A 20648-nucleotide genomic window follows, 5' to 3' on the forward strand; every position below is an offset into this window, starting at 1 on the left:
CCAGTTTCCTTTCGCGAACAGGGTTGCCATGCAGGTCGAAGGCGGTTTTTCCTCACCTCTTTCCCTCGTTTCGTTCCCCGGATCGTTAATATCAACCATGCTTCCCATAATCAAAAAAATCACCGGCATCCTCGCCTTCATCGCCGCCTTTGCCGCAGCTTCGACTTTCGCGCAGGATGCGAAAAGCAGCAAAATCCTCACGGTCGGCACCAACCCGGAGTTTCCTCCGTTTGAACTGGTTGAAAAAGGCACCAACAAAATCATCGGCTTCGACGTGGATCTCATCACCGAAGTCGCCAAGGCCGCCGGGTATGCCGGTGTGAAAATGGAAGCCTTCGCGTTCGACACGCTTGGCGAGGCCCTCAACCAGAAGAAGGTCGATGTCGTCATCGCCGGCATGACCATCACCGATGAACGCAAGGCCAAGGTTCTCTTCACCGATCCCTACTACAACGCCGCCCAGGTTCTCGTGGTGACCAAGAAAAACAAAACCATCAGCACGCTCGACGACATCAAGGACAAGCGCGTGGGCGTGCAACTCGGCACCACCGGTGGCGTCGTTGCCGAAAAAGCCCTTGGTCAAAACAACCCCAACATGAAACAATTCCGCAAATACACCGAAGTCTTTTACGAACTGAAGCTCGGCCGCGTGGACGTCGTGGTGGTGGACATGCCCGTGGCTCAAGCCTACCTGAAGCTTAAAAACTTCAGCGACCTCAAGATCAGCTCCAAGCCGATGAGCGAAGAGGAATTTGGCATCGCCATCGCCAAGGATAATACCGAACTCCACAAACAGCTCAACGCCGGCCTCAAGTCCGTCCGCGAGAGCGGCAAGCTCGACCAGCTCCTCAACAAATGGTTCGACGAGACCACGGCCGAAGCGGACAAAAAGTAAGGGAGGTTCTAAAAATTCATTTTTGCACAGAAGATAACCAAGGAAACGAAGATGAAAACAGGGAGCATAATTTGTTATAAACTATTTATTTCTAATATTTTATTAAAAAACAAAAATTCCACTTCAATTGATTGTCTTCGTTACCTTTGTTACCTTCTGTGCAATTTTTAGAACCTCCCATAATTTGTTAAGGATGGGAGGAATCAGAAGTCAGGAGGTAAAGGAGTGTTTTTCTCCTGCCCCCCCTGACCCCTTCCATCCTGACTCCTTTTTTTAATGATCAACTGGGAAATTATTCAGGAGGAACTTCCCTTCCTGCTCGGCGGCGTGAAGATCACGCTGCTCGTCACCTTGGTGAGCGTCATCCTCGGGGTGACGCTCGGCGTGGGCGTGGCCCTGACGCGCCTTTCGAGCCACGCCTGGCTGCGGCTTCCGGCCACGGCCTATGTCGAGGTGCTGCGCGGCACGCCTATGCTGGTGCAGATCTTCATCATGTATTTCGCCTTCTTCCCGATGCTCGCCGAGCACGTGCCGGGACTCGAAGGTCTGGCCCGCGCCAACGCCATCTACGCCGGCATGCTCGCGCTCGGCGTCAACTCCAGCGCCTACCTTGGGGAGATTTTTCGCGGTGGCATCCAGTCCGTGGATATCGGCCAGTATGAGGCGGGCCGCTCGCTCGGCATGACGCCCTACCGGATCATGCGTCACATCGTGCTCCCGCAGGCGCTCGTCAACGCCCTGCCCGCCGTGGGCAACGAGTTCGTGACGCTCATCAAGGACTCGTCGCTCGTGTCCGCCATCGCCGTGGCCGACCTCACCTACCGGGCGCAGCAGGCGGGCGGACGGTCCTACGAGTTTTTCTCCATGTATCTGGCGATCGCGATCATCTACTTTTGCCTGACCTTTGCGGCGTCACGCGGGCTGGCTGTATTTGAGAAAAAATTACGTGTCTATGATCCGCGTTGAGAACATCCACAAATCCTTCGGCGCGCTCCAGGTCCTGCGCGGCGTCACGCTGGAAGTCGCCCAAGGCGAGGTCGTGTGCCTCGTGGGTGCGAGCGGATCGGGCAAGACGACCCTGCTGCGCTGCCTCAACCTCCTGGCCCGGCCCGATGTCGGCGCCGTGTGGCTCGACGGCCAGTGCGTGACCGCGCCCGGCGTGCGCGTCGAGGACGTGCGCCGCGAGACGGGCATGGTATTCCAGCACTTCAACCTGTTTCCCCACCTCAACGTGCTGCACAACGTCACGCTCGCGCCCATGAAGGTGCGCCACATGCGCAAGCACGAGGCGGAGGAGAAGGCGATGGAGTTGCTCGCCAAGGTCGGTCTCGCCGAAAAGGCGCATGCCTATCCCAGCCAGCTTTCCGGCGGACAAAAGCAGCGGGTCGCCATTGCCCGCGCGCTCGCGATGAAGCCTCGCGTGATGCTCTTTGACGAGGCCACCTCGGCGCTCGACCCGGCGATGACGCAGGAAGTGCTCAAGGTCATGCGCGGCCTCGCCTCCGAAGGCATGACGATGGTGGTCGTCACGCACGAGATGGCTTTCGCCCGCGACGTGGCCACACAGGTCGTGTTCATGGCCGATGGCGTGGTTGTCGAAAAAGGCCCGCCCGAACAAATTTTCTCCGCACCGCAAGACCCGCGCACCCGGGCTTTCCTGCGCATGACGGAGGGTTGAGATTTTATGAAACCCAAACCACACGCCCTGCTCGCAGTCTTCGCCGGCTGCTGCCTTTCGTTTGCCGTTGCTCTGACCGCAGCCTCCGCCCCGGAGTCCACCGCACCACGCGCGGAGCACGTGTTCATCATCAGCTTCGACCAAGGCTCGCCCGCTGGTATCGAAAAAGCGGATATGCCGCTTTTCAAACAGATGGCCGCCGATGGCGCGCACACATGGGAAGCCTGCACCATCGTCCCCAGCATCACACTGCCCTCGCACACCTCCATGCTGACCGGCGTGGGCATCCAGAAACACCAGATCCTGTGGAACGACATCTGGGCTCCCGCAAAACCCCAGCTCACCATCCCAACGATTTTCAACCTCGCCAAGAAGTCCGGCGGACGCGGCCTCGTGACCGCCGCCTATGTTTCCAAACAAAAATTCCGCCTCTTCGAATATCGCGGGGACATCGACCGCTTCAGCCTGCCCGCCGATACCAGTTCACTCGGAGTAGCGGCCTCTTTTGCCGAGGATGTGGCCAGTCTGAAACCCAACCTCTGCTTCATCCACTTTGGCGAACCCGATGCGATGGGACACCGCCACGGCATCTGGTCGCCCGAGAAGATGAAGGCCTTCGCAGACAGCGACGCCGCGCTCAAGATCATCCGCGATGCCATCACCGCCGCCGGCATTGCCGATACGAGCGTCATCATCATGACTGCCGACCACGGTTGCCACGACACCAAGAACAAGGAAGGCAAGACGGTCGGCACCCACGGCTCGGCCAGCCCCGACGACGTCATCATCCCTTGGGTTGCCTGGGGCCGTGGCGTGAAGCCCGGTTTCACCATCACCGCGCCCGTTGTGCAATACGACACTGCCGCCACTGCGCTCTGGTTACTCGGGGTCGAAGTCCCCGAAAGCTTCTGGGGCCGCCCCGTGACCAGCGCCTTCGAGTAACAGATGCTGCGCGCTGACGTCGCGCAGTTCTCCAAGGAGCGGCGGCATCCTGCCGCCGTTCCTTGGGTGACCGCGTGACCAGGCCCCGGCTTTCGGAATGCCATAACTTTACACTTCCTGTCAGTCATCAATCCGGATACTGCCATTTGTGTGAAAACAGAACCTTCTCCCACACCTGCTCCGAGTCCGGCACCCGCGTCCGCTCGCTGCAACAAACTGTCCGCTTTGGCGACAGCGATTAATCCTCAATCGACGGCTGCCGTGCTCCTTCTCGGCCTGCTCGTCTGGATCGTCCTCATTCTGGTTGGAGGCCTCTTCAGCATCAGCAAAGATCAGGTTTCCAGTTACTCGGTCCTGGAAATTTTCGAAAATCGTTGGGAAAACGCTTTCCTCTGGAGCTCCGGCATCGTGCTGCTCGCCAGCCTGCTGGCCAGCGTCCGGGCCAGGCTTCCCAAACTCTCCATCGTCACCAACCTGATCCTCTACCTCTCGCCATTCACCCTTGTGTTTATCGGCTTCTCGCTGCTGGACGCGCTTTATCGAAACCACCCCGTCACCCGCGACATGCACCAGACGATGGGCATCGTGCTCATCCTCTTTTACCTGATCGGTATTCTGTATTTCCGTACAAAAGCCCGTCGCAACAAGGACGAGGCCATCGCCGCCTTCCTCCTGCCTCCCTATATTGTGGCCCTGTTGTTCACCGTGTTTGCCGTCTTCCAACTGCTGACCTCCATCGAATACATCTACCGCAACGCGTTTTATCTCACCGTAAAATCGGTCGAGACCAAGGGCGGCGAGGTTCACATCGACGGCACCTTCCATGTCAACAAAGCCGCTCCCTATGTATTCTCCGCCATGCGCAACGAGATGATGGAAATGCCGATGGAAGAACCGGGCTCCACCGCCACCCTTGTCTGGGAGAAAAAGGACTCGCCTTCCTCCGAGGGCGAATACGCCTTCCGCATCACCTACAAGGAACGCAAAAAGGAAAAGACCCGCGAGGGTGGTGATCCGTCGTCCGAATCTGGATACAATTACGAGCCCGAGGTTTACCTTCAGGTCAGCCTGCCGGCTGAAAACGGCGGATATCCCAAGAGCGTGAAGTCCCTGCCGATCAGCACGTGGGAAGTCGCCGAATACACGCCCGCCGCAAAAAAATAATCACAGCGTTGTCTTGACGGTAGGGAGGCCTCTCCGAGGCCTCCGTTGTGCGTGGTATGAGGATGCGAAACTCATAGGTGAATGGAGCGTGGTTTCGGAGGCCTCGGAGAGGCCTCCCTACCGGGAATCAAATGGCTACAGTTTAAATGAAATTGCTCTAAAGCTCCGAACTACTCACGAGAGCCCGCGCCAGCGGTCGAGCACGCGCTGGTAAATCGCTCCGGGTGACAGGCCGTGCGCCTCGCGCAGAGACTCCGCACTGCTGCCGTGTTCGATAAACTGGTCGGGCCAGCCGATGCGCTCCACCGCCGGTATGCCCCCCCCCCCCGCCTCGCGGCAGGCGCCCTCTTGCAACGCCTCCAGCACCGCGCTGCCAAAACCGCCCGCGAGCACATGGTCCTCCATTGTCACCAATAGACGGATACGTCCGGCGTGGTTGAGCAGCAGGGCGCGGTCGAGTGGCTTGACGAAGCGCGCGTTGACCACGCCTGCCGACACGCCTTCCTCGGCCTCCAGGCGGGCGGCCACGGCGAGCGCGTCAGACACCCGGTTGCCCAGCGCCCAGATCATGATCTGCGTGCCTTCGCGCAGCACCTCGGCCTGACCGACGGGCAGTAACGCGGGTGTTTCCTTGATCGTCGCGCCGGTGCCCGCTCCGCGCGGGTAACGGATGAAGCCGGGGCCCTTGAGTTGCAGGCTCGTGTGCAGCATGTCCACGAGTTCGTCCTCGTCCTTGGGTTGCATGACCACGGCGTTGGGCACGCAGCGCAGCCAGGCGAGGTCGAACAATCCGTGATGCGTGGGGCCGTCGTTGGGCGAGAGACCGGCACGGTCCATGCAGAAGGTGACGGGAAGGTTTTGCAGGGCCACGTCGTGGATGATCTGGTCGTAGCCGCGTTGGAGAAAAGTGGAGTAGATGGCGACCACGGGACGGATGCCCTTGGTGGCGAGGCCGGCGGCGAAGATCACGGCGTGTTCCTCGGCGATGCCGACGTCGAAAAATTGTCCGGGCAACTCCGTCGCGAGCAACGAGAGGCCAGTGCCGCTGGGCATCGCGCCGGTGATGCCCACGATGCGTTTGTCGGCGCGGGCGAAGCGCAGCAGCGCCTGCCCGAAAATTTCCTGATACGCGGGACGTCCGCCACCTGCCGGACGCAGGTTTGCGCCCGTCGTGGGGTCGTAGGGCGTGGCGCCGTGAAACTTCTCCGGCGACTTCATGGCGACCTCCAGGCCGAGTCCTTTCTTGGTGTGCACGTGGACGAGCACGGGCACGTCGCAGCTTTTGGCAAATTCGAGGTTTTTGATCAGCTCTTCGAGGTTGTGGCCGTTGATGGGGCCGAGGTAGCGGAGGCCGAATTTTTCAAACAGGCTGGACTCGACAAAAAAGTCCTTCGTCTCGCGTTTCCACTTCATCCAGAGCCGGTGCATGTCGGGGCCGCCGGGCAGGCTGGTGAAGAATTTTTCGAGGTCGCCGTGGATCTTGTTGTAGGTGGGGTGCGTGCTGAGGCGGTTGAGGTAACGGGCCATGGCGCCGACATTGCGGGCGATGGACCACTCGTTGTCGTTGAGGATGACAATGAGGCGTTTGGTGGAACTGACGGTGTTGTTGAGCGCCTCCAGAGTGACGCCGCAGGTGAAGGCGGCGTCGCCGCACAGGGCCACGACGTGTTCGTCGCCGCCGCGCAGGTCGCGCGCGGTGGCCATGCCGAGGGCGGCGCTCAGGGCGGTGCCGGCGTGACCGGCGCCAAAGGCATCGTGCTCGCTTTCGGCGCGGGAGAGGAAGCCGCTGGCGCCGCCGGTCTGGCGCAGGTTACGGAAAAATTCGCCGCCGCGTCCGGTGAGCAGTTTGTGGATGTAGCCTTGGTGGGCCACGTCGAACACGAAGGAATCGCGCGGGGTGTCGAACACGCGATGCAGGGCCAGACAAAGCTCCACGACGCCGAGGTTGGGGCCGACGTGGCCGCCGTTGCGCGAGGTAACGGCGATGATTTCGTCGCGGATTTCCTGCGCCAGTTGCGGGAGTTGGCCGAAGGCGAGCCCCTTGACATCGGAGGGGGACTGGATGCCGGGCAGCAGGCGGGGGCGGGCGGGGGACGATGGAGCGGCGGGAGTGGCGAAGGCCGAGGTCTCGGCGGGAGGATGCATCGATGAAAAGTGAATCGGGAAACGAGCCGGAGGGTGGGCGGGTGGACTGGCGACAGGTGGCAGGTGAGCGGCGGTGTCGGCGGCGTCAGGCATTGCGTTCAAGGGGGAACTCTTCGAGGAGGGGGGACCCGTCCCGTTGTTTTTTGAGTTGTTCGATCTTGAGTTCGGCATCCTTGAGCCGCGCTTCGCAGACTTTGAGCAGCTTGCTGCCTTCTTCGTAACGGGTGAGCAACTCGGCCAGAGGCACGTCGCCGGTTTCCATCGACTCGACGATGGTTTCCAGGCGGTTCATGGCGGTTTCGAATGAAGTCGCGGCGTCTTCCTTGGCTGTTTTGTCCACGGATGCGGACGTTGGCGGGGGCAGGCGGGTTTTCAATCTAACATTTGGACGCCGGGGGGGGGGGGGGGGAGGGGAGGCGTCAGGACGCGCCCAGCCTGCCTTTAAAGGTCAGTTCTGCGACGCCGCTTTTGTCCAGCCCGCCGAGACCGAGGGCGACGAGGCGGTCGTATTGCGCCTTGGTGGCGGTGGCCAGAGGCAGTGTGAGTCCGGCGTCGCGGGCCAGACCGAGGGCGATGCCGGAATCCTTGGCGGCGTGGGCGGCGGAGAAAAAACAATCGTGGGAGCGTGCCTGCATGTCTTCGCCGTCGGTTTTGAGAACTTGGGAACCGGCCCCTGTCTGGGCAAACACCTCGCGCAGCATGTCGAGATCGAGTCCGAGGGCGTGCCCCAGGCCGAGCCCTTCGGCGAGGCCGACGGTGTTGATGTTCATGACCATGTTGACCAGCGCCTTGACTTGGGCGGCCTGCCCGGTGTGGCCGATGTAGCGGGGAGCGGCGCTGAGGTGCGAAAGGAGAGGCTGGAGGACGTCAAAGGTTGCCCGGTCGCCGCCGCACATCAGGTAGAGGGTGCCGTTGCGGGCCTGCGGGATCGAGGAGGCCATGCAGCCTTCCAGCGTCGCGGCCCCAACGTTGCGGGCGCGGCGTTCCACTTCGACGTGCGTGGCGGGTGTGATCGTGGCGCAGTTGACAAAGATTTTGCCCGCCGCGCCGCTCAGCAGCGAATCGCCGTCCACGGCAAACACGGCGAGTTGCGCGGCATCGTCGGTGACCACGGTGAAAATAACGTCGGCCGAGGCCGTCACTGCGGCAAGCGTGGTGGCGTGGATCGCGCCGATCTCGGCGGCGAGGGCGGCGGCGGAAGGGGCGTGCGCGTCGTACACCGATGCGACTGTGCAACCACAATCCTTGAGGCGGCGCGCCATGTTGGCGCCCATGCGACCGACTCCGACGAAGGCAATTTTTTGCGACATGGGCAGGAACCTTCACAGCAGCGCCGCCGAGGCAAGCGGCGGGGGGCGAAAGTGCCCCCTTTCCTTGGTGCCCGACTCCGGCCGGGCTAGGCCCGCTTGCGCTGCCAGTGCGCGGAACGCCGAAATTCGCGTTTGATGGCGTCCGAGTAGGTGAGGTGCCACGCGATGAGCAGATAGCCGATGCTGAGGAAAAACATCCAGAGAAATACTTGGAGCGAGAACGTGGAGGCCGTGCTCGCCGCGAGCATTTGATAGGATGTATGGATGATGCCCCAGATGCCGGCCAGCGCCGCCACCCCCGCCACGACGAAGCGCGTCAGGTTCCGGCCGAGCGCCAGGCCCACGGCCAGCAGCAGGGTGAGCACCGAGCGCCAGATGCCGATGGCGGGCGAGTTGTCGCCCAGCCGGGGGGCGATGACAAACACCTCGATCAGTGTCGCCGCCACGAGGAGGCCTGCGATGGCGATGAGTCGTTTGTTGGTGGTGATTTTCCTGCGTCGTCGTTTCATTTGCTGTTGGCCTGCCTGTCCTTTGTCCGCACCTGCCTTGTGCCTGTCCGTGGATGGCTCTTCCGGTGGGCGCGGTTCGCATGCGTCGTGGTAGATGAGACGCGGTGCGAGGCACGTGCTGTGGGTGACGGGCGTACCGATGTGTCACTTTTGCGGCATTGCAAGTGGCTCGCGGCATTATTTGCGCCAACGAAGCGACGGATCTACTCGTCGAAATACCGGTGGCGGAGTTCGTCCGGCGTCGTGCCGTCTGCGCGCAACGTGCGGAGGGCGAGCGCGTCGTGGCGCTTGGCGAGACGTTGGCCGGTCTCGTCGGTCATGAGCGGACAATGATAATAGCGCGGCAGGGCAGGGGAGGGGGGGGGGGGGGAGGTGTCGCGAGGGGCGAGGGCGCGCATGAGCAGAAGCTGGCGGAAGGTGGAACGTATGAGGTCGGCACCGCGCACCACCTCCGTCACGCCGAGCGCAAGGTCGTCCACGGCGCAGGCGAGTTGGTAACTGGGGAGGCCGTCCTTGCGCCACACAAGGAAGTCGCCGAAGTCACGGCCCGCGACGGCCTGCTGAGGGCCGGCGTGTCCGTCAACGAATGATATGCGGGCGTCGTTGTCGGCGTTGCCGTCGGGGTCGGGCACGCGAAAACGCCAGTTGGTTTTCAGTCCCTGCGTGTCGAGCGGTGGCAGCGGGGCGTCGGCAGGGGGACGCCATTCGCGGGGATAAAGCGGCTCGTCGTGTGCGCCTTCATGGGGCGCGCCGATGGCTTCGGCGACATCGCGCCGCGAGCGGCGGCAGGGAAATATCAGACGCGCGGCATGGAGGCGGGCGAGGGCTTCGCGGTAGAGGGGCAGGCGTTCGCTTTGCGAGATCATCGGCTCCTCCCATGCGTCGTCGCCGAGGAGCCAGCGCAGGTCCTCGATCATGGCGGCGACAAACTCGGGGCGGCAGCGGGCGCGGTCGAGGTCGTCATTGCGCAGGAGCAGGCGTCCGCCGGCGGCGCGGGCGCGGCTGGCGGCGATCCAAAAGGTGCGCGCGTGCCCGAGGTGCAGCAGTCCCGTGGGCGAGGGGGCGAGGCGTCCGATGTAGCGGGCTGTCGTGGGTGTTGTCATGATGCTTTTCAGGGAATTGAGAAATTCGATGTTGGATGTTCGGCGTCGGATGTTCGATGTTCGAGGGATGACTCCTGAACAAAAACTCGCTGAACTCGGCCTGCAACTTCCCAAGGTGCCCGCGCCCGCCGGCAATTACGTGCCCGTGGTGCGCACGGGAAATCTGCTCTACTGCGCCGGCACGCTGCCCGTGCTGGACGGCCAGATCACGCACGCGGGCAAGGTGGGTCAGGAGCAAACGGTGCAGACTGGTTATGAATCCGCGCGCATCGCCCTTTTGAATACACTGGCCAACATCCACGCCGCCACGGGCTCGCTCTCCAAGATCAAGCGCGTGGTGATGCTTAACGGTTTCGTCAACGGCGTATCCGGTTTTTCTGACAGCCCGGCCGTGATCAATGGCGCGAGCGACTTGCTGGTGGCCGTGCTGGGCGAGGCGGGCAAGCACGCCCGGGCCGCGGTCAGCGTGTCGGGCCTGCCCCGCAATGCCACAACCGAGGTGCAACTGGTCGTGGAGGTGACGGATTGAATTACAAATTGAAGTTACGCGGAGCGTCGTGGCGCGGGCGTCCCGCCCGCATTTCCGGGCGACGCTTTACTGACGATCCGTCAGCGGGCGAGACGCCCGCGCCACTTCAAGGACGTCCGCGTAACATCAGTTCATAATTCATCATTTCCCTCATGCACGCCATCCTGACCTCAATCCTTCCGATTTTTCTGATTATCGCGCTTGGCGCGGCATTGCAGAAATATGGGTTTTTCCGCGCGGGCGTGGTGCCGGCGCTCAACCGGCTGGCGTTTTTCGTGGGACTGCCCGCCTTGATTTTCTCCGGGCTCGCCTCCGCCGAACACTCGGGCAACGAACCCGTGCGACTCTTCCTCGCGCTCGTTCTCGCAACGGTGCTTATGGCCGGATTGGGCTGGGCGGGAGCCTGGGCGTTGCGCATTCCGGGGGCGACGCAGGGAACGTTTGTCCAAGGGGTGTTTCGCGGCAACGGAGCCTTTGTCGGGCTGCCCGTGCTGGTGGCGTTGCCGCAGGTGTCGCCGACGGTGGCCATGCTGGTCATCGCGCCGCTCATGATCGTTTACAATGTGCTGGCGGTGTCGGCATTGCTGGCGAGTCAGCACGGCATGGGGCGGGGCGTGGTCAAGGCGCTGGTGTTGGGGATCGTCCAAAACCCGATCATCTTGGCGAGCGTGGCGGGCGGATTGTTCTACCTGTCGGGCCTCACATGCCCGGCGCCGGTGCTGGGGACGCTCAGGTTGATCGCGGGCATGGTGGTGCCGGTGTCGCTGATCTGCATCGGCTCGGCGCTGGTGACGCTGCCGTTGCGCGGCAACCTGCGGCTGTCGGTCCTTTCGGCGCTGGGCAAGGCGTGGGTGTGCCCGCTTCTTGGATACGGCGTGGCGCGGCTGCTGGGCGTGGAGGGCAACGACCTGACGGTGATGCTCGTCTATATGGCGGCGCCGACTGCGATCATGTCCTACACGATGGTGCAACAACTCGGCGGCGACGAGGCGATGGCGGCGGGGACCATCGTGCTCAGCACGCTGGCCTCGGCAGTGTCGCTCGGCGTGATCGTCGCGCTGTTCTGAAAATTGATTTTGGCCTGTTTTTGGCCGTTTCCTGTGGATTCTGTCACAGGCCGCACTTGTGCATGAGTTCGGAGGTGAGCCAGCCGATGAGGCCGGTTACGGGCAGGGTGAGCACCCATGCCCAGAGGATGCGCGAAACGATGCCCCACTTGACGGCGCTGAGGCGTTTGGTGGCGCCGACGCCCATGATGGAGGTCGAGATGACGTGCGTGGTCGAGAGCGGCACGCCCACATGCGAGGCGCTGTGAATGATGAGCGCGGCGGTCGTCTCGGCGGCGAAGCCGTGCACGGGTTGGAGTTTCACCATCTTGTGGCCCATCGTCTTGATGATGCGCCAGCCGCCGCCCGCCGTGCCCGCCGCCATGGTGAGGGCGCAGGTGATCATGATCCATTTGTGCACCGTGAACTCGGGCGTGTGCAGAAAGGAGAGCCAGTCGGGGAGATTATTGAAGGCGCCGGCCTGCGTGCCGGTGAAGAGGGCGAGGGCGATGATGCCCATGGTTTTTTGCGCGTCGTTGGAACCGTGGCTGAATCCCATCCAAGCCGCGCTCACAAGCTGGAGTTTGCCGAACACCCGGTTGACGAAGCGGGGTGAGGTTTTTTTGAGGATCGCGTAGAGAAACAGCATGAACAGCGCGGCGGCAACGAACCCGATGACCGGCGAGGCAAACATCGGCATTACGATCTTGGGCCAGAGCCCTTCCTGCGCGTGATGCTCGGGGTTGTAGAGGGACCACTTGAGCACGCTCCAGTCGCCCTTGGCCGTGGAGAGCGCGGCGCCGCAGAGTCCGCCGACGAGCGCATGGCTGGAACTGGAGGGCAGGCCGAGCCACCAGGTAAACAAGCCCCAGACGATCGCGGCAAACAGGCCCCCGAACACGGTGACCATGGTGATGGCGTGGGCGTCCACGAGGCCGCGCCCGATGGTCGTGGCGACGGCGGTGCCCATGAGCGCGCCAAAGAGGTTGAAGAACGCGGCCATCATGATCGCCTGGCGCGGCGTGAGCACCTTGGTCGAGACGACCGTGGCGATGGCGTTGGCTGCGTCGTGAAAGCCGTTGATGTATTCAAACACCAAGGCCGCCACCAGAACCACGAGAAACAGAGTCATCGGTATTGGGTAAAATGGGCTGGAGGGCTGCGACTCAGGAATACTTGAGGACGATCTGAACGACGACGTTGCCGGCGTCGCGGCAGCGGTCGATGGCCTTTTCGGCCATTTCGAACAGTTCCTGGAGAATGACGGTTTCCTTGGCGTCGTAGGGGCCGTGGTAGAGTTCTTTGATGAGGCCGAGCATGACCTTGTCGGCCTGACCCTCGGCGTACTGGAGGCGTTCATTGGCCTCCTTGATGCCGTCGAGTTTGTCGCCCTTGCGCAGGCGCTTGACCATGAAAACGACGGCCTCGGCGGCCTGGCCCAGCAGGTCGGCCTGACGTTGGAATCCTTCGCGCGGGAAGTGGCCGGGATAAATGGACAGGCGCTCCACGAGTTTTTCGGTGATCTTGGGGATGCGGTAGAGGGCGCGAGAGAGTTCCTCGATGTCTTCGCGTTCCAGAGGGGTGACGAAGGTTTTGCAAAGTTCCTCGGTGATCTGCTGGGTGATGCGTTTGTCCTTGCGGCGGCTTTGGATAAAATCGTCGAGGTCGCCCGTGGAGGTAAACGATTCGCTGCGTTTCAGGTACGTGGCAAGGAGTCGGGTGCTGGTAAGCGCCTCCTCGGCGCTGGCCTCAAGAAGATCGTAGAACTTCTCGTCTTTTCCGAACAGTGATTTGAGCGAGAACATGTGATTGCTGGTAAAAGCTGAAAACTGAAAAGCTGAAAAGCGGAAACAGGAACCTTTTAATTGTCGAACACAGACAGTCTTTCAGATTTCAGCGCCACAATTTTTCCCAACAGGCTGTTCCTGCGGCTTTGACCACTCGCAGCCAATCTGCATCGATGACCGGTCATGGACTCCCGCTGGCTTCATCCACGCAACGAATTGGTGCAGACGATGCACCGCATTTATCGCTACCGCATGACGACGACATCCGGTGGCAACCTCTCCATCATCGACCCCGATGGGAGCATCTGGATAACACCTTCCCGCGTGGACAAGGGCAACCTCACGCCCTCCGACGTGGTGCGCATGCTCCCCGACGGCAAACGCGAAGGCCAGCACCCGCCGTCCTCCGAATTTCCTTTCCACCGCGAGATCTACAAGCGCCGGCCCGACATCAAGGCCATTGTCCACGCGCATCCCGGCGCGCTCGTGGCGTTCAGCATCTGCCGTCTCATCCCCGACACCCGCGTGCAAACCCACGTTTTTAACGTGTGCGGCAAGATCGTTTACGCCCCCTACGCCTGCCCCGGCAGCGAGGAACTGGGCAAAAACATCGCCGATGCCTTCGCCACCGGCGCCGACTGCGTGATGCTCGAAAACCACGGCGTGGTCATCGGCGGCTCGGACTTGCAGGACGCGTTTCAGCGCTTCGAAACGCTGGAGTTTGCCGCGCAGACGCTGGTCAAGGCATCGGGTCTCGGCGACGTGCAATACCTGCCGCCCGAATCCCTTATCCGCGAGACCGTGCCCGAGTGGAAGGATCTGCCTCCCGCCCCGCTGACCAACCGCGAGAAGGAACTGCGCTCGCAAATTTGCGCCTTCGTCCGCCGCTCCTACGAGCAACGCCTGCTCATCAGCACGGCTGGAGCCTTCTCGGCGCGCCTCGACGCCAAGGGCGAATTCCTCGTCACCCCGCGCCGCCGCGACCGTCTGGAACTCGAACCCGCCGGCCTCGTCCGCGCCAAGGGCCACGCCTGCTCCGCCGGGCAACGTCCCAGCCGTGTCGCGCACCTGCACTCGCTCATTTATGACCGGTTGCCGGAAGTCGGTGCCATCATCAGCGCGCAGCCCGCGCACGCATCGGCATTCTGCATGACCAGAACGCCGCTCACCACGCGCACCATCCCCGAAAGCTACATCGTGCTCCACGAAGCGCCCAAGGTGCCCTTTGCCCGCATTGTCGAGGACGCGCCGAAAATCGCCGCCTGCATGGACCTCAAAAAATGCCCTGTCGTCCTCATCGAAAACGAGGGCGCGCTGGTCATCGGTCGCAACGTGCTCGAAGCCTTTGACCGTCTCGAAGTGCTCGAAGCGACTTCCGAGGCCCTGCTGCTGGGCCGTCCGCTCGGCCCGCTCGCCCCCATGCCCGACGACGCGCTGGCTGAGTTGCGCAAGGCGTTCGGGATGGATTGAGCGGAAACCGATTCCGCCCTTTTTGTCTTCTTCTCACCAGACCCCGGCCAATCCAGCCGGTCCTCTCCTCGTGGCATATCGCGTGCTCACGGATTGGCGTGACCAATTGCCAGATTTGCGCGGAAAACAGCGACGCCGCGATGCCGCCCGAAACGACCGGTTCCGGGCGTGGCCTGCCCTCGCCCCCATCGTGCCGCCTCGTCAACGAACTCGAATTACTGCACGACATCGTCCAATCCCTCAGCGAAGGGCATGAACTGCATCAGGCGGCGCAACGCATATTTGCCAGACTCGCCGACACCAGACACTTGCGGCGCGGCCTGCTCACCATCCTCAACCGCGAGACGGGCAACCTCTTGATCGAGGCCCTCGACACCGAACCCAGCCTCCCCCCCCCCCCCCGCACCACGCGCACCGCCGACACGGGTAGTGTTGGTCAGGGCATCATTGGCCGCGCCTTCGCTGAAAAACGCGCGCGCAGCATTCCCGACCTCCACGCCCTGCCGCCCGAATCCTTCAGCGCGTGGGAAAAAAACTGGTTTTCCAGCCCCCCCCCCCCCCCCGGCCCCGCGACCCTGCTCATTGTGCCCATCAAGCATGACGAGGAAGTGCTCGGCACCCTGAGCTTCGTCCGTTCGCCCGCGCCTGACGTCATCATCGACAACGACCTGCGCTTCCTCGCGCTCGTTGCCGGCCAGGTCGGCCTTGCCGTGCGCTTCCGTCAGGTGACGCAGGAGCGGATCGACACCCTGCGTCAGGAAAACGAACGCCTCCAGGAGCAGATCAAACGCAGCTTCATTCCCGAGGGAATGATCGGCAAATCCTCCTCCATGCGCATGGTTTATTACCACGTCGATCAGGTGGCCGACAGCAAGACCACCGTCCTCATTCGCGGCGAGACCGGCGTCGGCAAGGAACGCATCGCGCAAGCCATCTGGCAGGGCGGGGCGCGCAAAAACAAACCCTTCGTCCGCGTCAACTGCGCCGCGCTCCCCGAGAGCATCATCGAGAGCGAACTTTTCGGACACGAAAAAGGTGCCTTCACCGGCGCGCTCGCCTTGCGCAAAGGCCGTTTCGAACTCGCCCACACCGGCACGCTGTTCCTTGACGAGATCGGCGAAATCTCCCTCGCCACCCAAGCCAAGCTCCTGCGCGTGTTGCAGGAGGGCGTTTTTGAACGCGTCGGCGGCACGCAGCCGGTCACGGTCAACGTGCGCGTCATTACCGCAACCAACCGCAACCTCGAAGAGATGATCGAACAGGGCAAATTCCGCCTCGACCTCTACTACCGCATCAACGTCTTTCCCATCTACGTGCCCCCGCTCCGCGAGCGTCGCAGCGACCTGCTGGAGTTGTCCGATCATTTTTTGGAGAAATACTCGCGACAGAACGGCAAGCGCGTGGTCCGCATCAGCACGCCCGCCATCGACATGCTCATGGCGTATCACTGGCCCGGCAACGTGCGTGAACTGGAGAACATCATCGAGCGCGCCGTGCTGCTCGCGCAGGACGGCGTGATCCACGGGTATCACTTGCCGCCGACGTTGCAGACCGCCGAGTCATCCGGCACCGCCTCGCCGCAAACCCTGCAAGACACGCTCGCCTCGGTTGAGCGGGAGATGATTGTCGAAGCCCTCAAATCCAATCACGGCGTCATGGCCCGCGCCGCCCGTCAGCTTGGCATCACCGAGCGCACCATGGGCCTGCGAGTCAAAGCGCTCGCCATCGAACCCCGGCGCTTCCGCGACAACGGCTGATGCCATTTCTTACTCTTGCTGTCACGATTTGAGCTGGTCCGCGATTTCCTCCAGCGGATACGTGATGATCTCAGCCAGCGTGGGATGATACCACGGGGCGCGCAACAGATCGTGGACCGTCGCGCGCATGGCGAGCGGACCGCTGAAGGCGTGAATCAATTCGCCTGCGTCGCGCCCAACGATTTCCGCCCCCAGCAGGCGACCGCGAACGGGATCGGCAATGACTTTTACGTGGCCGTAAGTGGCGTCCATGACGATGGATTTGCCGTGGTCGTTAAAGGGATACGAAGCCGCGACAAAAGGCTGTCCGCGTTTCCGCAAGAGGTGTTCCTGCCAGCCGATGGTGGCGAGCGCAGGGTCGGTGAACACAACGCCCAGCAGCAGGGATTCGTCGATCGGTTTGAGCGGCTTGCCGCTTGGCAGACGGGCACCGAAGGCGTGGCGGGCGGCGAGTTCGCCCTGCGCGACGGCTAGATGGACGATCTCGTGTGGCCCGCACACGTCGCCTCCGGCGTAGATGTGGGGCTGCGTGGTCTGTTGCCAGCGGTTGACTCGGATGCGCCCCCGCTCGTCGAGCGCGACTCCAGCGGCATCAAGATTGAGTCCATCGGTGGCGGGTTCGCGGCCCAGCGCGTTGAAAAGATGGCGGGCGCGACAGGTGTGGGTTTTGTTCAGGTGGGGATGCTCAAATACGACGCGCACCTGGCGTCCGTTCTCGCCGCTCACGGAGAGAATGCGCGTCCCGGTATGCAACCGGATGCCTTCGTCGCGGAAGGCTTGGGCAACGACATCCGCCGCCTCGGGAGAGTGCTCGCGGAGCAGGTGGGGGCTGCGCTGAATAAGAGTCACCTTGCTGCCGATGCGATTGAGAAACTGTGCGAGTTCGCACGCCACGATGCCGCCGCCGAGGACGATGACGCTCTCCGGCACGTAATCGAGGTCGAGCACGTCGTCGCTCGTCCAGTGCGGTGTGTCGTCCAGACCGGGGATGGGCGGCACGCTCACGCGGGAGCCGGTGGCGATGAGGATCTTTTGGCCACGGAGGGAATCACCGTTGTCGAGCTTCAGCGTGTGCGAGTCGATGAACCGGGCATGGCTGCGGTGAAGTGTGTAGCGGCCCGATTGCATGGCTTGCACGCGATAGTCGGAAAATTCACCGATGACCTTTTTCTTCCAGCGGTGGAGCGCCCTCATGTCGATGGAGGCACCGGGGGCGCGGATGCCCAGTTTGCCACCGTGCCGGGCGTGATGGAGGACGTCGGCGGCGTGGAGCAGAGTTTTGGAGGGCATGCATCCGCGCAGGATGCAGAGCCCGCCGAGGTCGGGCGCGCCATCGACGATGGCGACATTTTTGCCGAGTCCGCTGGCGACGCGGGCGGCATTAAATCCCGCCGAGCCACCGCCGATCACAATGAGGTCGTGGATGTGTGTTTTGGAAGACTTCATGAAAGGATGCGGTTGTGGATGAGACAAAATGCATCCCGGTGGAATACACAAAAAGACCGCCGGTAATTGCGGCGGTCTTTTTGTGTTCCCAATTCGATTCGATCAAATCCGATCCAATCAAATTGGTGCCCAAGGCGGGACTCGAACCCGCACACCGTGAGGCACAGGCTTCTGAGACCTGCGTGTCTACCAATTCCACCACCTGGGCGTGGGAAGAGTCGCTCACGAAAAGAACTTGGAGAGGCGTGGCAAGTCCTGAGTTTTAATTTCTGCCATCTGGCGGGACGGGGCGGAAAGCAACGATGCCAAACTAAATTGCAGCCTGCACATGGCAGGCTGCATGGAGGGTTAACCCTTTTGTCGTTCGGGGGCCGTCGTCGGTCCGAACATCCTTATTTCTTTTGCGCCTGCGCGAGCAGTGCCAGAGCTTCCCGCGCTCTGCCCATCTCCTCGACGATACGGAGAGTGTGTTCCCTTAGCTTGGTGCCTGCTTCGGTGATGGTCACGGTGCGGCCCAAACGATTGAACAGGCGGATGCCAAGATCGCGCTCCAACCCTGCTATTGCATGGCTGATGGCAGATTGAGTGAGGTTGAGCTCACGAGCGGCGGCGGTGAAGCTTCCGACTTGGGTGAGCGTGATAAAGGCGAGCAGCTTACGGCTGTCGATGATTGGAGTCATGGTGGTGTTAGCGGAGGTTTGGTTGTGCGGTCAGGAAAGAAAAAAAAGCAGAAAATTCACTTTAATTTTTTCATACGCCTGAAGTTATTTATAAAATTCAATTTTTCCAATTAAGCAATCAGGAGTGCTCATGCGCACAGATTTGTTTGGTCGTACATGTGCTTGTTTTATGCCACTATTTAATTGCATGCCGGGATTTTTGCCAGTCATGTCCGCATTTTTATCTGTTTTCCCGTGGCTGCGTTTCGAATCGAGTTTCCTCCAGAGCTTCCTATCAGCGCGCGTGCCAGTGAGATAACCGATCTGATCGCGAGCCGCCCCGTGTTGATCCTTGCCGGGGAAACGGGATCGGGAAAGACGACGCAAATCCCCAAAATGTGCCTCGCCGCAGGGCGTGGCCAAGCCGGACTCATCGCTTGCACGCAACCGCGGCGCGTGGCGGCGCTCTCGATTTCGCGGCGCGTGGCTGAGGAGCTTAATGTCGAGTGGGGCAGGCAGGTTGGCTGCAAGATCCGTTTCGATGACCGCACCTCACGCGACACAATCATCAAGTTCATGACCGACGGCATGTTGCTGGCCGAGGTGCAGAGCGACCCCATGCTGCGTGCCTACGACACGATCATCCTCGACGAGGCGCACGAGCGGTCGCTCAACATCGATTTTCTCCTGGGCCATCTGCGCAATCTTCGTTTCAAGCGGCCTGAACTCAAAATCATCATCACGTCGGCCACGATCGATACTCAGGTCTTCTCCCGGGCCTTTGATGACGCTCCCATCGTTGAAGTCTCCGGACGCACCTGGCCGGTGGAGGTTATTTACGAGCCGCTTGATGGCTTGGGCGACGACTCGGCCGAGGGCGACGAACCGGAATCGCGCGCCGAGGCGCTGCACTATATTGATGGCGCGGTGGAGGCCGTGGAACGCATCGTGCGCGCAAGCGACGGCGGCAGGGCAGGGGAGGGGGGGGATATTCTCGTGTTCATGCCCGCCGAACGCGATATCCGGGAAATACGCGAACTCCTCGAAGGCCGCAAACTGCGCAACTGCGAGGTGGTGCCGCTCTTCGGGCGGCTCTCCAACGCCGACCAGCAACGCGTCTTCGCCCCCTCGCTCCGGCGAAAGATCATCGTTGCCACCAACATCGCCGAAACCTCGCTGACTCTGCCCGGCATCCGCTTCGTAATCGACACCGGCCTCGCGCGCGTCAGCCGCTACTCGCCGCAGGCGCGCACGCGGCGGCTTCCGATCGAACCCGTCGCCCAGTCCAGCGCCGACCAGCGCAAGGGCCGCGCAGGCCGCGTGGCCGAAGGCGTGTGCATCCGCCTGTATTCGGAAAAAGATTACAACGAGCGTCCGCGTTTCGCGCAGCCGGAGATCCAGCGCGCCAATCTCGCCGACGTGATCCTGCGCATGAAGGCGTTTGGTCTCGGCGACATTGAGCGCTTCCCCTTCATCAACATGCCGGCGGCCAAGTCCATTCGCGCCGGATACGCGCTGCTCGACGAACTCGGCGCGCTCGAAAAACCCTCCACCACCTCCCCCCCCCCCCCCGCTGGCGCCACCACCACGCTCACTCCGCTCGGGCGCGAACTCGCCCGTCTGCCCGTGGACCCGACCGTCGGGCGTATGATCCTTCAGGCGCGTATCGAAAAATCCATGCGCGAAGTGCTCGTCATCGCCGCCGGGCTCTCCATTCAGGACCCGCGCGAACGTCCGCTCGACGCCCGCGAAAAAGCCGACGCCGCCCACCGCCGCTTTGCCCATCCCGACTCCGATTTCCTCACCCTGCTCAACATTTGGGATGCCTTTCACGACGAATTTGAGCGCCTCTCGCAATCGCGCCTCCGTCGCTTCTGCAAAGAACACTTCCTCAGCTACACGCGCCTGCGCGAATGGCGCGACGTCCACGCGCAACTCCTCGACGTGCTGGAGCAGCGCCGCGATTTCCGCCTCACCTCTGTCCACGACGGCCTGCAACAACCCGCCTCCTCCGCCGACCCACTCGCCTTCGGCACCCCCGCCTACCGGGCCATACACCGCAGCATCCTCGCCGGACTCTTGGGCAACATCGCCTGCCGCGACGACGAAAACGGCGGCTACAAGGCAACCAACGACCGCCGCGTGACCATCTTTCCCGGCTCCGTGCTCCACCGCCGCGACCGCGACGACCGCCCCGGCAAACGCCCC

At 62.2% G+C, this 20648-nt stretch carries 20 protein-coding genes and 1 tRNA gene; 10 read left to right on the plus strand and 11 right to left on the minus strand.

Translation table 11 applies throughout. From position 1 onward, the window contains the following. Positions 1–97 precede the first annotated feature (97 nt). From OBACDRAFT_RS27065 to OBACDRAFT_RS21270, 5 genes are all read left to right on the plus strand, one after another. Positions 98–895 (plus strand): basic amino acid ABC transporter substrate-binding protein, encoded by a 798-nt coding sequence (locus OBACDRAFT_RS27065; protein WP_043588916.1) that lies wholly within the window; start codon positions 98–100, stop codon positions 893–895. 276 nt (positions 896–1171) lie between these two features. Next, positions 1172–1861: an amino acid ABC transporter permease gene (locus OBACDRAFT_RS21255; RefSeq protein WP_052362349.1), complete on the plus strand. Its 690-nt coding sequence runs from the start codon at positions 1172–1174 to the stop codon at positions 1859–1861. Continuing rightward, on the plus strand, positions 1848–2573 hold the full coding sequence (locus OBACDRAFT_RS21260) for an amino acid ABC transporter ATP-binding protein (protein ID WP_043588917.1): 726 nt from the start codon (positions 1848–1850) through the stop codon (positions 2571–2573). Before OBACDRAFT_RS21255 ends, OBACDRAFT_RS21260 begins: the two co-directional genes overlap by 14 nt. A 6-nt stretch (positions 2574–2579) precedes the next feature. After that, the gene (locus OBACDRAFT_RS21265) at positions 2580–3515 is read left to right on the plus strand and encodes an alkaline phosphatase family protein (RefSeq protein WP_043588918.1); all 936 of its coding nucleotides are present in this window, start codon (positions 2580–2582) and stop codon (positions 3513–3515) included. Between the two features lie 225 nt (positions 3516–3740). Beyond that, positions 3741–4679: a hypothetical protein gene (locus tag OBACDRAFT_RS21270; RefSeq protein WP_232767517.1), complete on the plus strand. Its 939-nt coding sequence runs from the start codon at positions 3741–3743 to the stop codon at positions 4677–4679. A 174-nt stretch (positions 4680–4853) separates the two neighbouring features. Here the strand turns inward: OBACDRAFT_RS21270 and dxs are convergent, their stop codons facing one another. The 5 genes from dxs to OBACDRAFT_RS21295 form a co-directional block, all read right to left on the minus strand. Then, a complete protein-coding gene (gene dxs / locus OBACDRAFT_RS21275) occupies positions 4854–6824 on the minus strand; it encodes a 1-deoxy-D-xylulose-5-phosphate synthase (RefSeq protein ID WP_081722250.1) in 1971 nt (656 codons plus the stop codon). 85 nt (positions 6825–6909) lie between these two features. Then, positions 6910–7164, minus strand: a complete 255-nt coding sequence (xseB, locus tag OBACDRAFT_RS21280) for an exodeoxyribonuclease VII small subunit (protein WP_043588920.1) — start codon at positions 7162–7164, stop codon at positions 6910–6912. Positions 7165–7243: 79 nt separating this feature from the next. Further along, a complete protein-coding gene (locus OBACDRAFT_RS21285; RefSeq protein ID WP_081722251.1) occupies positions 7244–8134 on the minus strand; it encodes an NAD(P)-dependent oxidoreductase in 891 nt (296 codons plus the stop codon). 86 nt (positions 8135–8220) lie between these two features. Next, positions 8221–8643, minus strand: a complete 423-nt coding sequence (locus tag OBACDRAFT_RS21290) for a hypothetical protein (RefSeq protein ID WP_043588921.1) — start codon at positions 8641–8643, stop codon at positions 8221–8223. Between the two features lie 203 nt (positions 8644–8846). Next, entirely contained in the window at positions 8847–9746 is a 900-nt protein-coding gene (locus tag OBACDRAFT_RS21295) for a glutamyl-Q tRNA(Asp) synthetase (RefSeq protein ID WP_043588922.1), read from the minus strand. A gap of 67 nt (positions 9747–9813) precedes the next feature. Between OBACDRAFT_RS21295 and OBACDRAFT_RS21300 the strand changes: the two genes are divergently transcribed. After that, positions 9814–10275, plus strand: a complete 462-nt coding sequence (locus tag OBACDRAFT_RS21300) for a RidA family protein (protein ID WP_043588940.1) — start codon at positions 9814–9816, stop codon at positions 10273–10275. Positions 10276–10427: 152 nt separating this feature from the next. Further along, complete coding sequence (locus OBACDRAFT_RS21305; RefSeq protein ID WP_043588923.1) at positions 10428–11342, plus strand: AEC family transporter; 915 nt, start codon at positions 10428–10430, stop codon at positions 11340–11342. 43 nt (positions 11343–11385) lie between these two features. Here OBACDRAFT_RS21305 and OBACDRAFT_RS21310 read toward each other — a convergent pair whose 3' ends face one another. Together OBACDRAFT_RS21310 and OBACDRAFT_RS21315 are read right to left on the minus strand one after the other, a co-directional pair. Next, on the minus strand, positions 11386–12453 hold the full coding sequence (locus OBACDRAFT_RS21310) for an inorganic phosphate transporter (protein WP_043588924.1): 1068 nt from the start codon (positions 12451–12453) through the stop codon (positions 11386–11388). Between the two features lie 34 nt (positions 12454–12487). Continuing rightward, positions 12488–13126 (minus strand): DUF47 domain-containing protein, encoded by a 639-nt coding sequence (locus tag OBACDRAFT_RS21315; RefSeq protein ID WP_043588925.1) that lies wholly within the window; start codon positions 13124–13126, stop codon positions 12488–12490. A 165-nt stretch (positions 13127–13291) separates the two neighbouring features. On the opposite strand from OBACDRAFT_RS21315, the gene OBACDRAFT_RS21320 reads away from it, so the two are divergent. Beyond that, positions 13292–14578, plus strand: coding sequence for a class II aldolase/adducin family protein (locus OBACDRAFT_RS21320; protein WP_043588926.1), 1287 nt, complete (start codon positions 13292–13294; stop codon positions 14576–14578). A 98-nt stretch (positions 14579–14676) separates the two neighbouring features. Then, complete coding sequence (locus tag OBACDRAFT_RS21325; RefSeq protein ID WP_232767523.1) at positions 14677–16335, plus strand: sigma-54-dependent Fis family transcriptional regulator; 1659 nt, start codon at positions 14677–14679, stop codon at positions 16333–16335. A 21-nt stretch (positions 16336–16356) separates the two neighbouring features. Here OBACDRAFT_RS21325 and OBACDRAFT_RS21330 read toward each other — a convergent pair whose 3' ends face one another. From OBACDRAFT_RS21330 to OBACDRAFT_RS30250, 4 genes are all read right to left on the minus strand, one after another. Next, entirely contained in the window at positions 16357–17781 is a 1425-nt protein-coding gene (locus OBACDRAFT_RS21330) for a dihydrolipoyl dehydrogenase family protein (RefSeq protein ID WP_043588927.1), read from the minus strand. 123 nt (positions 17782–17904) lie between these two features. After that, positions 17905–17989: transfer RNA gene (locus OBACDRAFT_RS21335), tRNA-Leu, on the minus strand. A gap of 184 nt (positions 17990–18173) precedes the next feature. Next, a complete protein-coding gene (locus OBACDRAFT_RS21340; RefSeq protein ID WP_043588928.1) occupies positions 18174–18461 on the minus strand; it encodes a LysR family transcriptional regulator in 288 nt (95 codons plus the stop codon). 84 nt (positions 18462–18545) lie between these two features. Further along, positions 18546–18863 (minus strand): hypothetical protein, encoded by a 318-nt coding sequence (locus tag OBACDRAFT_RS30250; protein WP_232767532.1) that lies wholly within the window; start codon positions 18861–18863, stop codon positions 18546–18548. Between OBACDRAFT_RS30250 and hrpA the strand changes: the two genes are divergently transcribed. Then, on the plus strand, positions 18756–20648 hold a 1893-nt coding region (gene hrpA, locus OBACDRAFT_RS21345; RefSeq protein ID WP_232767529.1), incomplete at its 3' end, for an ATP-dependent RNA helicase HrpA. The genes OBACDRAFT_RS30250 and hrpA overlap by 108 nt on opposite strands.

Origin of the sequence: Geminisphaera colitermitum TAV2 (assembly GCF_000171235.2) — a bacterium.
Taxonomy (GTDB): Bacteria; Verrucomicrobiota; Verrucomicrobiia; order Opitutales; family Opitutaceae; genus Geminisphaera; species Geminisphaera colitermitum.